The sequence below is a fragment of the Nocardioides sp. genome, from assembly GCF_035697785.1.
In the GTDB taxonomy this organism is placed as follows: domain Bacteria; phylum Actinomycetota; class Actinomycetes; order Propionibacteriales; family Nocardioidaceae; genus Nocardioides_B.
On sequence record NZ_DASSCL010000050.1, the window covers coordinates 1 to 13,088 of the forward strand.

Here is a 13,088-nt window from a genome sequence, read left to right on the forward strand (position 1 = left end):
CTGAAAGAGGTTTACAACCCGAAGGCCGTCATCCCTCACGCGGCGTTGCTGGATCAGGCTTTCGCCCATTGTCCAATATTCCCCACTGCTGCCTCCCGTAGGAGTCTGGGCCGTGTCTCAGTCCCAGTGTGGCCGGTCACCCTCTCAGGCCGGCTACCCGTCGTTGCCTTGGTGGGCCGTTACCCCACCAACAAGCTGATAGGCCGCGAGCTCATCCTTCACCGCCGGAACTTTCCACCACCATCAGATGCCTGAAGTGGTCGTATCAGGTATTAGCTTCGGTTTCCCGGAGTTATCCCTGTGTGAAGGGCAGATTGCTCACGTGTTACTCACCCGTTCGCCGCTCGTGTACTCCCGAAGGAGCCTTACCGCTCGACTTGCATGTGTTAAGCACGCCGCCAGCGTTCGTCCTGAGCCAGGATCAAACTCTCCGTTGAATTCTTTTGATGGCACCACCGAGGTGGTGTTCATCGACTCTTGGAGCAATCCCGGCAAGAGTGCTCCACCGAAGTGGAGCGTCTTACCTAAAGGAATCAAACAATCGACAGATACCGCTCGACCCGAGGGCCGGGCGCAACCTGCCGACTGGCGTTACAAATTAATTCGTCGACTTTTGGCACACTGTTGAGTTCTCAAGGATCAAGCGCGCACCTCAGCCCGGCCTCTCGGCCTCGCTGGGGGGCAACCTGGTAAAACTTACCGGGTCTCGCTGGCTCCGTCAAATCGGATCCCGCTCCTCCGGGCCCCCGCACAAGCCACTGTCACCGAGTCGATCCGAGGCCGCTGTTGCGCGCACTCGAGCCACCTCGGTTGAGGTGTTTTGGTGGGGTTTCGCCGGGGCCGGCCGCCCGACCTCTCGGCCTTGCGTCCCGCCGCTCCTGGCGACGAAGAGAACATTAGCCAGGCGTTCTCGGGGAATGCAAATCGGGGTCAGGGTGGCCCCGCTCACATTCGCATCGTCCCAGGTCAGCGCCGGTTTTGTCCGTTTCCGCCACCCTGGGGAACGGGCCTTTCCGGCTCAGACGAGCTCGACGCCCGCGAGGTGCTTCTTGCCGCGCCGGACCACCAGCCAGGAGCCGCCGAGCAGGTCGCTCTCCCCCGGCGTGTGGTCCGGGTCGCCCACCCGCTCGTTGTTGAGGTAGGCGCCGCCCTCGGAAACGGTCCGCCGGGCCTCCCCCTTGCTCTTGCACAGCCCCGTCTCGACCAGCAGGTCCACCATCGTGGGCATCCCGTCGGAGCGGGCCAGCCGCACGGAGCCGGCCTCGTGCAGCGCGGAGGCCAGCGTAGGGACCGACAGGCCGTCGAGCCCGCCGCCTCCGAACAGGGCCGCAGCCGCCGCCTTCGCCTGCTCGGTCTCCTCGTCCCCGTGCACCAGCGTGGTCACCGCGTCGGCCAGCGCCTTCTGCCCGGCGCGCAGGAACGGCTTCTCGGCCGTCTGGGCCTCGAGGTCCTCGATCTCCTCGCGAGAGAGGAAGGTGAAGATCCGGAGCAGCTCACCGACCTTCTCGTCCTCGGCGTTCAGCCAGAACTGGTGAAAGGCGTACGGCGAGAGCATGTCGGGGTCGAGCCAGAGGGCGTCCCCCTCGGTCTTGCCGTACTTGGTGCCGTCGGCCTTGGTCACCAAGGGCGTCGCGAACGCGTGCACCTTGCCGCCGTCGGCTCGTCGTACGAGCTCGACGCCCGCGGTGATGTTTCCCCACTGGTCGCTGCCGCCGAACTGGAGCGTGACGCCGTGGTCGCGGTGGAGGTTCAGGTAGTCCATCGACTGCAGCAGGACGTAGGAGAACTCCGTGTAGGAGATTCCGCTCTCCAGGCGACGGCTGACCACGTCGCGAGCGAGCATCCGGTTGACCGGGAAGTGCTTGCCGATGTCGCGCAGGAAGTCGATCGTCGACAGGCTGGCCGTCCAGTCGTAGTTGTTCACCATCGTCGCGCGGTTGGGGCCGTCGAAGTCGAGGAACGGCTCGATCTGGGTGCGCACCCGCTCGACCCAGTCCTTCACCACGTCGAGGGTGTTCAGCGTGCGCTCCCCGGAGTCCTTCGGGTCGCCGATCATGCCGGTGGCACCGCCGACGAGGGCGTATGGCACGTGGCCGGCGAGCTGCAGCCGGCGCGCGGTGAGGATCTGCACGAGGTTGCCCATGTGCAGGCTCGGCGCGGTCGGGTCGAAGCCGACGTAGAACCGGACCGGCCCCTCCGACAGCGCGGTGCGGAGCGCGTCGAGGTCAGTCGAGTGCGCGAGGAGGCCGCGCCACTCGAGGTCGTCGAGGAGGCCAGGGTCTGTCGTCATGGACTCCAGCCTGCCTCACCCGGGCAGGTGGGGCACAACCGGATTCGGGACATGGGCGGGTCTCGACGGGCTCGACCACCGATACGGGCCGACCACCGATACGGGCCGACCACCGACCCGGGCCGACCACCGACCCGGGCCGACCACGGGTTCAGTCGGTCAGAGCCACTCGCCGAAGGCGAGCGGCTCGCGGGTGACGAGGTAGGTCGCCCAGTTCATCTTGGTGACCCGGCCGTCGGCGTCTCGGGTGACCCGGAGCAGCTCACCGGTCTCGCGGCCCTGGACGGTGCGGTACAGGTCGTCGCCCACCTTCTCGAACAGCGACGACGGCTTGTGCTCCGGGAGCGCCTGGGCGCGGGCCTCGAGCCGGCCCTGCTTGACCGAGAAGACGAACGGCGAACCCTCGGAGTACCAGATGCCGACCAGGTCGGCGAGCTCGTCGGGCACCGAGGGGCCGGGGCGCCAGGGCTCCGGCTCGACCGGGTCGTGCTCGATCACGTGGTCGGCCAGCTCGATCGCGAAGGTGGCCGGGTCGGGCGCGGACGTGGTGTTCATCAGAACCAGCCCACCGGTCTTGCTCTCCCGGTGGGTGAACAGCCCGGTGATGTGACCGGGCATCCCGCCGGTGTGCCCCACGTACGTGCGGGTCCCCGACCGGAGCAGCATGAAGCCGAGCCCGAACGCACCCGTCCAGCGTTCGCGGTCGATCATGATCTGCGGCTCGCACATCTCCGCGAGCGTGTCGGGGGCCAGCACGTCGGACACCGGGTCGGCGACGAAGGTCGACCAGCGGGCCATGTCGTCCGCGGTGCTGGCCAGTCCCCCGCAGGCCGCGAGCGCCTTGAAGTCGAGCACCGGCTCGAGGACGGGGACGTCGGTGTGCGGGGGTACGTAGTAGCCGGTGACGGCGCTGCCAGAGGGGCCGACTGTCGTACGCCGCATCTCCAACGGGTCGAGGATGCGCGCCTTGAGTGCGTCGTACCACTCGCGACCGTCGAGCCGCGCGACGACCTCGCCGAGCATCGAGAACACGAGGTTGGAATAGTGGAAGAGGTGGTGCGGCCGGTGCACGCGCTCCGCTTCGTTGAAACCGGCCACCAGCTCGGCGCGGTCCGGGTTCTGGAGGGTCTCCCAGATGTCGCCGACGGGCTCGCGCTGCATGCCGGTCACGTGCGCGAGGGCCTGCCGGATGGTGACGCCCGGGTGCGTCACCTCCGCGACGTGCTGCTCGAGGGTGTCGTCGAGGGAGAGCTTGCCCTCGTCGCGCAGTTGCATGACCAGGACGGCCGTGAACGTCTTGCTGTTGGAGGCGACGAGGTACTGGTCGTCGGCGGACGGCGGCACCATCGGGGCGGTGATGTCCGCCGCGCCGATGCCCTCCTGCCAGACGAAGCCGCCGTCCCGCACGACTCCGGCGTACAGCCCGGGCACCCGGCCCTTGACCTGCTTGTCGAGCGCGATCCGGTGCAGCTTGCGGGCGGTGGTGTCGAGGAGTGCAGGCATGGGCCGGACCCTATCCAGCGCATAGGCCTGGCGCACGGTGAGGCCCGCCCCTTCCCTGACGTCGAACGGCTCAGCCGAACAGGCTGACCGTCTCCACGAGCGTCTGGTAGATCCCGTAGGCGAGGGGGACACCGACCACCAGCCACGCGACCGTCAGCAGCACCTGCCTGGACTTCGTCCTGGCCGGCGCCTCCGTGCGCGTCATGGTTGCCACCCCGCCTCCGGAAGGTACGTCGTCAGCGGCCCGCCCTGTCTCGGCCCCGGACCGTTCCTGCTCATGGAAGCGTTCGGCCACCGGCCGGACCAGCAGGTTGGCGACGAAGCCGACCGCGAGGACCCCGACCATCGTGAGCAGCGCCGGACGGTACGCGTCGGCGGTGAGCTCGCCGGGCGTGCCCTGGGCGTCGAGGAACCCGTTGATGATCAGCGGGCCGGCCACGCCGGCAGCGGCCCAGGCGGTGAGCAGGCGGCCGTGGATGGCGCCGACCTGGTAGGTGCCGAAGAGGTCCTTGAGGTACGCCGGCACGGTCGAGAACCCGCCGCCGTAGAACGAGATGATGACGCCGGCGAACAGCACGAACAGCACGGTCGCGCTCGACCCGATCAGCGCCAGCGCGGCGTACAGCACCATCCCGACGCCGAGGTAACCGAGGTAGATGGGCTTGCGTCCGACCACGTCGGACGTGGAGGACCACACGAACCGGCCGGCCATGTTGCAGATCGACAGCAGGCCGACGAAACCCGCGGCCGCGGCCGGGCTGACCGAGGAGCCGTTGTCGCCGCGGAAGAAGTCCTGGATCATCGGGGCGGCCTGTTCGAGGATGCCGATGCCGGCGGTGACGTTGCAGAACAGGACCGTCCAGAGCAGCCAGAACTGCGGCGTCTTGACCGCGTTGGCGGCGGACACGCTCGCGGTCGTGACCAACGACTTGGACTCGACCTCGTCGGGCTCGAACCCGTCGGGCTTCCAGTCGTCGGCCGGCACCCGGATCAGCCAGGCGCCGAAGAGCATCACCACGAGGTAGACCAGTCCGAGGGTGACGAAGAGCCCGGCGACGGCGGCGCCGCTGGCCACCGCGTTGGGGTCGCTCGCGTCGAACGAGGGGTCGTAGCGGGCGAGCAGCCAGCTCGAGACCGGTGAGGCCACCAGGGCACCGCCGCCGAATCCCATGATCGCCAGGCCGGTGGCGAGTCCGGGCCGGTCGGGGAACCACTTGATCAGCGTCGACACCGGCGAGATGTAGCCGATGCCCAGACCGATGCCTCCGATCACGCCGTACCCGAGGTAGAGCAGCCACAGCTGGCCCATCGCGATCCCTGCGGCCCCGACGAGGAAGCCGACGGACCAGCAGAGGGCGGCCGCGACCATCGCCCGACGGGGACCCCCGGTGTCGACCCAGGTGCCGAACACCGCTGCCGACAGGCCGAGCATCACGATCGCGATCGAGAACACGATCCCGACCGACGTGAGACTCGCGTCGAAGTGCGACACGAGGGAGTTCTTGTACACGCTCGTCGCGTAGGCCTGGCCGATGCACAGGTGGATCGCCAGCGCCGCCGGTGGGATCAGCCAGCGGTTGTAGCCGGGCGGTGCCACCGTGTGACGGCGGTCCAGTGCGGACAGTGCTGCGATGGCCATCGTGGTCCCCCTTACCCGAGACATAGGTGTGACCGGTGTCACTGTTCCCAGCCGGTTGAAGGGCAAACCACTGCACCTGCGGGACGCCCCGGAGACGACGTGGGCCCCGGGAGGTGCTCCCGGAGCCCACGACGGTCAACCAATGTGCTGCGTCAGCAGGGGTCCACCCGATCGATGGCGAAGCCCTGCGCCGTCACACCCGGGTCGGTCACGAGCCGGACCGACGCCGTCGGTGTCGTGATGCACGGCGAGCTGAACGCGCCGAGCGTGCCGGTGTACGTCGCCAGGAGGGTGCCGTTGCCGTCCCTGACGTACAGGTAGTCGAAGTCCTCCTCGAGGTCGAACTGCGAGAAGTGGAACTTGTAGCCGCCCGTGTCGTTGTTGAAGATCCACGTGCAGTCACCGTTGTTGCCGTAGGGGTGCGGCGACTCGATCGGCAGCGCGGCGTCGTCGTCGCCCTCGCACGGCGGCGGGGGCGGGGTACCGCCGGTGCAGCCGTCCTTGACGCCGACGGCGTCCCAGGCCGCGCCGATGGCGGCGGCCTCGCTCCCGGCGGTGTTGACCGTGGCGTTGCGGGCGTCGCAGAAGTTGGCGTACTCCGGCAAGGAGGTGAAGCCCGCGTAGAAGATCTGCGCCGTGCGGTCCAGGCCGAGGGCGGGGACGTTGACTTCGCAGTCCTCGGTGTGGGTCACGACCGGAGCCGAGCAGCCGCGGTTCTGGCCACCGTGGACCGCCAGGTAGTAGGCGTGGTTGGCGATCCCGCTGTTGGTGTGCACGCCACCGCCGTCCTCGGGCCCCGTGAACTTGTCGACCACGTGGTCGGGATCGCCGAACTCGCCGGGCTCGCCCATGTTGCGGAAGCCGGCCCCGACGCTGCCCGCGTTGATGACGTCCTCGCCGATCCGGAAGTCAGGCTCCGCGGCCGGGTCGAGGCCGCGCTCCTCGGCGTAGAACTCGATGGTGTTGCCCATCATGTCGCTGAAGCCCTCATTGAGCGCCCCGGACTCGTTCTCGTAGATGAGGTCCGAGGTGAAGTCGGTGACACCGTGGGTGAGCTCGTGACCGTCGACGTCGAGACCGCCCGACAGGGGCAAGCAGTCCCTGCCGTTGCCGTCGCCGTAGGTCATGTAGGCGCCGTTCCAGAAGGCGTTGCAGTAGCCCTTGTCGAAGTGAACGACGGAGATGATCTCCATGCCGTTGCCGTCGATGCTGTCGCGGTTGAAGGAGTCGCCGTAGAAGTCGTCCACGACGTTGGCGTAGTACTGCGCGTCCACTCCCGGGGCGTGGCTGCGGCCCGTCATCGGCGCGTTGTTGTGGTCCCAGATGTCGTCGAAGTCGGTCATGAGACTCGCCGAAGTGGTGCCGTTGTCTGCCGAGTACGTCGACTGGCGGCCGTCGGGGCTCACCATCTCGTAGCGTCCGGTCTCAGCGTTGCGGCTGGTGAGGAACGTCTTCTCGTCCTTCTTGACCCCGATGCCCTCACCGTGAGCGAGTGCATCGAACGCCTTGATGACGTTGCCGTTGTCCGCGTTCACCCAGCGGACCGGACGGGAGGCGTCGCGGATCGACTCCACCTCGAAGAACAGGCGGCCGGTGCGCGGGTCGATGCGCAGGGTGTTGTCCCAGTCGCCGCGGACCCCGATCTTGCCCTCGACCACATCGCGGGCCTTGGCCTTGGTGAGGTCCTTGTCGTTGACGGCGCTGAGGCCCGGGAAGTGCGCGCCGATCACCGAGGTCGGCGTACCGGCGGAATTCTCGATCACCGTCACCTGGCCGCCGAAGACGGACGCGTTGCCGACGTACTGCTGGTAGCGGGTCTGGGTCTGACCCCCCGGCAGGGCGTGTGACCAGACCTGCCGCACGTCGTCGGGGAGTGTGTAGCCGGCGGCCTGTGCGCCGCTGATGGCGAAGGAACCGGCGTGCGAGCCGGACTTCTTCGATGCGTCCTGCGGCTGGGCGCTCGAGGTCGTCGTCGTTGAGACGAGCATCGATGCGGCCAGGAGTGAGGACGCGGAGATCGCTATGACAGAGCGATACCGCATGCGTTTTCCCTCCAGGGATCCGAGACAGCGCCGTGGACTCCGGCGCGAACCTCGTCACGTTATGCCCGGAACACCTGGGGCGCGCAAGAGGGAACGGCGAAAATCTTCCGCCGTCCCCCTCGCGGTCGGAGAACGAATCAGCCCTCGGTGAGTTCCGTGGGTGCCCCGTGCACCGCGGGGATCTGACCCATCCGACCCTTCTGGTAGTCCTCGTAGGCCTGCATCACCTCGGCGCGCGTGTTCATCACGAACGGCCCCGCCCAGGCGATCTGCTCGCGGATCGGCCGGCCGCCGAGAACCAGGACGTCGAGACCGGGTGCGCGCGACTCCTGGTGTTTGCTGGAGGTGACGGACACGAAGTCGCCGCGACCGAGCACGGCGAGCTGGCCGGTGCTGATCGGGTGCTGCTCGACGCCGACCGCGCCGTTGCCGGAGAGCACGTAGACGAGTGCGTTGAAGTCGACGCTCCAGGGCAGCTCGAGACGTGACCCGGGCGCCAACGTGGCGTGCACCATCGCCATCGGTGTGTGCGTCGAGCCCGGTCCCTGGTGGCCCGCGACGTCCCCGGCGATGACCCGGACCAGCACCCCGGCGTCGTCGGTGGTGAGCAGTCCCAGCTGGCCGGCGCGCAGGTCCTGGTAGCGGGGCGCGACGAGCTTCTGGTCGCGCGGAAGGTTGACCCAGAGCTGAATGCCGTGGAAGAGGCCGCCCTTCTGCACCAGCCACTCCGGCGGTGTCTCGATGTGCAGCAGACCGGAGCCGGCGGTCATCCACTGGGTGTCACCGTTGGTGATGCTGCCGCCCCCGCCGTGGCTGTCCTGGTGGTCGAAGACCCCGTCGATGATGTAGGTGACGGTCTCGAAGCCCCGGTGCGGGTGCCAGGGCGTGCCCTTCGGCTCGCCAGGGGCGTACTCCACCTCGCCCATCTGGTCCATGTGGATGAACGGGTCGAGGTCGCGCAGGTCGACGCCGGCGAACGCTCGTCGTACCGGAAAGCCCTCGCCCTCATAACCACTCGGCGCGCTCGTCACGCTGCTGACGGGCCGCACCACGTCGCCGAGACCCGGCGTGTGCAGGCGAGGGAGCAAGGTCAGGTCGTCGACGGTGATGGCGGGCATCAGGTCTCCTTCACCAGCGTCCTCGAAGGACACTCATCTCAAGAGTAGTTGAAGACTCAACAGGTGGCCAGCTGGTCTTGTTCCCGGCACGAGGGTCGACCGTCGCTGCTGCTCGCGGCGTGACCGGTAGCGTGCTGCCGTGACTTCCCAGAGCGTCTCGGACAAGTACGGCGTCATCATCGTCGGCGGTGGCCACAACGGACTCGTCGCCGCGGCCTACCTGGCTCGGGCCGGCGTGTCGACTCTCGTGCTCGAGCGGTTGGACCACACCGGTGGCGCCGCCGTCTCCGCCAAGGCGTTCCCCGGACTGCCCGCCCGGCTGTCCCGGTACTCCTACCTGGTCAGCCTGATGCCGCAGCAGATCGTCGACGACCTCGGCCTCGACCTGGAGCTGCGCTCGCGCGACACCGCGTCGTACTCCCCCGTCGTCCGCGACGGCAAGCACACCGGGTTGTTCGTCGAGCGGCCGGAGGCTGCGACGACCGCCGAGTCGTTCCGCCAGCTCACCGGGTCGGACCAGGAGTACGACGCCTGGCGCAGGTTCTACGGCGAGATCCACGAGTTCGCAGGGGCGGTCGCACCGACGCTGATGGAGCCGCTGCGCACCGGACGCGAGATGCGCGAGCTCGTCGACCCCGCCACCTGGGACTACCTCGTCGAGACGCCGATCGGCAACGTGATCGAGGAACGCTTCGCCGACGACACCGTGCGTGGCGTCGTCGCCACCGACGCTCTCAGCGGCACCTTCGCCGATCTCCACGACCCGGGCCTGGTGCAGAACCGCTGCTTCCTCTACCACCTGGTCGGCAACGGCACCGGAGAGTGGCGGGTCCCAGTCGGCGGCATGGGGGCGGTGACCGACTCGCTCGCCGTGGCCGCGCGCAATGCCGGCGCGACCATCATCACGGGCGCCGGGGTGAGCGGCATCGAGACCGACGGCAGGACGGCGACGGTCACCTGGCACGACGGCGACACCTGGCACTCGGCGGAGTGTGACTACGTGCTCTCCAACGTCGCTCCCTGGGTGCTGCAGGTGCTGCTCGGCGAGGAGCCGGACGATCGCCCGGAGGGCTCGCAGCTCAAGGTCAACCTGTTGCTGGAGTCGTTGCCGAGCTTCAAGTCCGGGCAGTCCGCCAAGAACGGCTTCGCCGGCACGCTGCACGTCGCGGAGGACTACAGCCAGCTGCAGAAGGCGTACGCCGAGGCGGAGTCCGGTCAGGTGCCGACCACCATGCCCGGCGAGTTCTACTGCCACTCCCTCACCGACCCCTCGATCCTCGGACCGCTGGCGGTGAAGGGGATGCACACCCTCACCTACTTCGGCGTTCACACCCCGGCGCGGCTGTTCGAGGAGGACCGCGACGGCACCCGCGACCTGGCCGTCGGGCGCGCCCTGGACGCGATCAACGAGCACCTCGAGGAACCGATCGAGTCGCTGCTCGCCGTCGACAAGGACGGCAACCCCTGTCTGGAGGCGAAGGCGCCGCAGGACATCGACGAGGCGCTGGCCATGCCGGGCGGGCACATCTTCCACGGCGACCTGTCCTGGCCGTGGGCGCCCAACCGGGCCCGACTCGAGACCCCGGCGCAGCGCTGGGGGGTGTCCACGGACTTCGAGAACGTGCTGCTCTGCGGCTCCGGTGCGCGGCGCGGCGGCGCGGTCAGCGGGCTCGGCGGACACAACGCGGCACAGGCCGTGCTGGAGTCCCTCCGGCGCCGCTGACCGCGGCCCCCGGCGCTCCCACGCCCTGTGGCGGGTCAGACCTCCCCCGGGTCGACCGCCACGATCGGCTCGGTAGTCGGCTGCTCGGAACCACCGGCCGGCTCGACGGTGATCGCCACCTGGGTGCCCGCCGCGGGCATCTCCATCGAGGCGCCCCGGTCGGGGTCGGGGAGGACGACCACCGACGACGGGGTGCCGTCGGCGATGGACCACACCTGGTAGACGTGCTCCTCGTCGAGGGGTCGCAGGCCACTGGTGTCGACCGCCATCTCCCCCCGGCCCGGGGACGTCGCAACCCGGACGACGCCCTGGCTCGTGTCGACCTCCGCCGTGCGGGCGTCCTCGGCCTCGAAGACCCGGACCACGCCGGCCTGCAACGTCGTACCGTCATCGCCGGCGATCTGACCGATGCCGATCGCCCCGCCGACGACGACCACGGCGGCCGCGGCCGCGGCGGCGAGCCGCGGGGCCCAACGACGACGGCCGCTGTCCTCGCGCTCCTCCAGCCGCACCACCTTCGGCGGCTGCTGGGCGGTGCGGTCAGCCGCGGCAAGGACCCGAGCCTTGAGCGCGGCGGGTGGAGCGACCGCCTCGACCTCGCCCATCCGGGCGGCGGCCTCCCGGAGCTCGCGCACCTCCTCCCGGCAGGCGGCGCAGCCCTCGAGGTGGGTGCGGAACTGCTCCGCCTCCTCGGCCGTGAGTGCGTCGATCGCGAAGGCGCCCGACAGGGTGTGCAGATCGGTGCTCATCGGGCCCCCTCCAGGCAGTCGCGGAGACGGATCAGGCCGTCTCGCATCCGGGTCTTGATCGTGGGGAGGGGCTTGTCGAGCAGGGTCGCCACCTCGTTGTAGGTGTAGCCGTTGAAGTAGGCCAGCCGAACCGACTCGAGCTGGAGCTCGGTGAGCGTCTCCAGGCAGTCGCGGACCGCCCCACGCTCTTCGGCGGCGATCACCCGGTCGGCGGCCTCGTCGTGGCTGACCTCGTCCGGGACCCCGTGGCTGTCGCTGCGCTTGGCCGCCTCGTTGCGACGGACCGCGTCGACGGCCCGCCGGTGGGCGATTGTCATCACCCAGGTCCGGGCGCGCCCAAGCGTCGAGTCGAACCTCGCCGCCTTGCGCCACACCTCTAGAAACACGTCCTGGGTGACGTCCTCGGCGCGTGACGGGTCGCGCACCACCCGTCTGGCCAGGCCGTAGACGGCTGCGGACAGCTCGTCGTACAACTGCTCGAACGCCTGGCCGTCCCCGCGGGCCACTCGCCCGACGAGCACATCGACGTCGACACCGTCGTACGACGTCACGAGCCGCAATCCGGGCTCACCCGCCATCGGCCCTCCTTGGTTGGCGTGGCCTTCTGAAGACTAGTTCGGTCCGCGAGCTGTGGCGGATTGGTCTGGCCGGATTCTCGCCTCACCTCTACATAGAGGACACCGTCAGCGGCACCCGGACAAGGCCTTGGGCGGAGCGGGGGGCGGCCATCGAGGGACCGTTCCGCGGGGTGCCGCACCTCACGTCGGAGGGGTGCCGAATCGATTTCATCCCGAGTGCGGGGCGCTGCTACAGTTCCACTCGCTTCGCGCGCCATTAGCTCAATTGGCAGAGCAGCTGACTCTTAATCAGCGGGTTCGGGGTTCGAGTCCCTGATGGCGCACAAACACCCAGGTCAGCAGCCCACACGGCTGCTGACCTTCTTCATTGGCCACACCTTTGCTCCCTTGGCTCAGGACGTCGATGCGACGAAGGCCAGCGATGCCTGCGCCACTCATCCCAGGTCGCGAATCGAGCCGGTGGGTCATCAATAGGTTCGCCGCCGTCGAGTTCACCTGCCGTTGGGACGTCGAACTTGGCAGCCCAGTCGGCGAGTTCCTCGTCAGACATGGGCCAAGTCGTGTGTGGCGCCTCGGCCTGGCGCTGGTCGAGTCGTCTCCGCTGCTCGGCTGGGGGGAGTTCGAAGTAGCGCATCTCCACCGTCGCGCCGAGGTCTGCTGCCGCCTGCCGTAGAGCGGAGCGTTCGTCTCGGCTCCAGAGCCCGAAGTCGATCACGACGTTGATGCCGAGCTCGAGAGCGCGCAGCCCGATCTGGATCAGTCGTCCTTCGATCACGGCCTGGGCCGATGGCGGATTCTCCTGCCCATAGAGAGCCTTCACCCACTCGTCCTTCGTGAGACGAAGTGCGTCCTGCTCTATCTCTATGCGCCGCGCAGCAGTGGTCTTCCCGGTGCACGGGAGTCCGACAGTCAGGAACAGTGTTGGTTGCCTCATCATCCCCACTATCCGAGCAGACGGCGGGTCATCGCTGACGTCCGCTCATGGCCGCGATCCGCTACGTCATCTCCATGAATGACCGTCGTGCAGGCCTCATCAAGTCACCCCCGGCCGCGCTGCGCGACGGATGCTAGGTGCGTCGTGACGCACGAGGGGGTGTCGCGTGTCGTGATGCGGCCGGTCCCAAAGCATCGGCCTCACCCGCGCCTCGTGATCTGCGCGCCGGCACGAACTGCGCGTGGGATCTCGGCGACATCGTCCACCACAGTGTTCAGGCGTGCCACGTCTTCGACTGATGCCCGGGAATCAAGCGTGACAGAGTATTCGATACCGGTCGAACGCCACTCGTCGTCGAAGCCACCATCAGCCTCGACCGCGACACCGTCCACGTCGAGGCCCAGCCGCTCCGCCTCGCGGTACGTGTCGTTCAGGACGCAGAGAGCCACAGACATGTGCAGCAGCTGGGCGCCGTTGGCAGCCGGGCCGGCGACAACACCCTGGTCCGTCCA

General features: G+C 68.5%; 10 protein-coding genes, 1 tRNA gene and 1 rRNA gene. 2 read left to right on the forward strand and 10 right to left on the reverse strand.

Translation table 11 applies throughout. The annotated features are described in order from the left end of the window. The 6 genes from VFH10_RS05150 to VFH10_RS05175 form a co-directional block, all read right to left on the reverse strand. A 16S ribosomal RNA gene (locus VFH10_RS05150) occupies positions 1–437 on the reverse strand; the annotation flags it as partial. A 581-nt stretch (positions 438–1,018) separates the two neighbouring features. Beyond that, positions 1,019–2,290 (reverse strand): tyrosine--tRNA ligase, encoded by a 1,272-nt coding sequence (tyrS, locus tag VFH10_RS05155; RefSeq protein WP_325126614.1) that lies wholly within the window; start codon positions 2,288–2,290, stop codon positions 1,019–1,021. 159 nt (positions 2,291–2,449) lie between these two features. After that, on the reverse strand, positions 2,450–3,793 hold the full coding sequence (locus VFH10_RS05160) for a serine hydrolase domain-containing protein (protein WP_325126616.1): 1,344 nt from the start codon (positions 3,791–3,793) through the stop codon (positions 2,450–2,452). Positions 3,794–3,863: 70 nt separating this feature from the next. Then, positions 3,864–5,432 (reverse strand): OFA family MFS transporter, encoded by a 1,569-nt coding sequence (locus VFH10_RS05165; protein ID WP_325126618.1) that lies wholly within the window; start codon positions 5,430–5,432, stop codon positions 3,864–3,866. 152 nt (positions 5,433–5,584) lie between these two features. Next, a complete protein-coding gene (locus VFH10_RS05170; protein ID WP_325126620.1) occupies positions 5,585–7,474 on the reverse strand; it encodes a M4 family metallopeptidase in 1,890 nt (629 codons plus the stop codon). A 137-nt stretch (positions 7,475–7,611) separates the two neighbouring features. Beyond that, positions 7,612–8,592, reverse strand: coding sequence for a pirin family protein (locus VFH10_RS05175; protein ID WP_325126622.1), 981 nt, complete (start codon positions 8,590–8,592; stop codon positions 7,612–7,614). A gap of 139 nt (positions 8,593–8,731) precedes the next feature. On the opposite strand from VFH10_RS05175, the gene VFH10_RS05180 reads away from it, so the two are divergent. Further along, complete coding sequence (locus VFH10_RS05180; RefSeq protein ID WP_325126624.1) at positions 8,732–10,315, forward strand: NAD(P)/FAD-dependent oxidoreductase; 1,584 nt, start codon at positions 8,732–8,734, stop codon at positions 10,313–10,315. Positions 10,316–10,350: 35 nt separating this feature from the next. Here the strand turns inward: VFH10_RS05180 and VFH10_RS05185 are convergent, their stop codons facing one another. Both VFH10_RS05185 and sigK read right to left on the reverse strand, forming a co-directional pair. After that, a complete protein-coding gene (locus tag VFH10_RS05185; protein WP_325126625.1) occupies positions 10,351–11,064 on the reverse strand; it encodes an anti-sigma factor in 714 nt (237 codons plus the stop codon). Continuing rightward, a complete protein-coding gene (gene sigK / locus VFH10_RS05190) occupies positions 11,061–11,642 on the reverse strand; it encodes an ECF RNA polymerase sigma factor SigK (RefSeq protein ID WP_325126627.1) in 582 nt (193 codons plus the stop codon). Before sigK ends, VFH10_RS05185 begins: the two co-directional genes overlap by 4 nt. Positions 11,643–11,892: 250 nt before the next feature. Here sigK and VFH10_RS05195 point away from each other — a divergent pair. Next, positions 11,893–11,965 (forward strand) — tRNA-Lys (locus tag VFH10_RS05195). Positions 11,966–12,006: 41 nt separating this feature from the next. On the opposite strand, the gene VFH10_RS05200 is transcribed toward VFH10_RS05195, so the two are convergent. Together VFH10_RS05200 and VFH10_RS05205 are read right to left on the reverse strand one after the other, a co-directional pair. After that, positions 12,007–12,579 carry an ATP-binding protein gene (locus VFH10_RS05200; protein WP_325126631.1) on the reverse strand — a complete coding sequence of 191 codons (573 nt, stop codon included), beginning with the start codon at positions 12,577–12,579 and terminating at the stop codon, positions 12,007–12,009. A gap of 197 nt (positions 12,580–12,776) precedes the next feature. Further along, positions 12,777–13,088, reverse strand: a 312-nt coding sequence (locus VFH10_RS05205) for an OsmC family protein (protein ID WP_325126629.1), incomplete at its 5' end; no start/stop codon positions are given.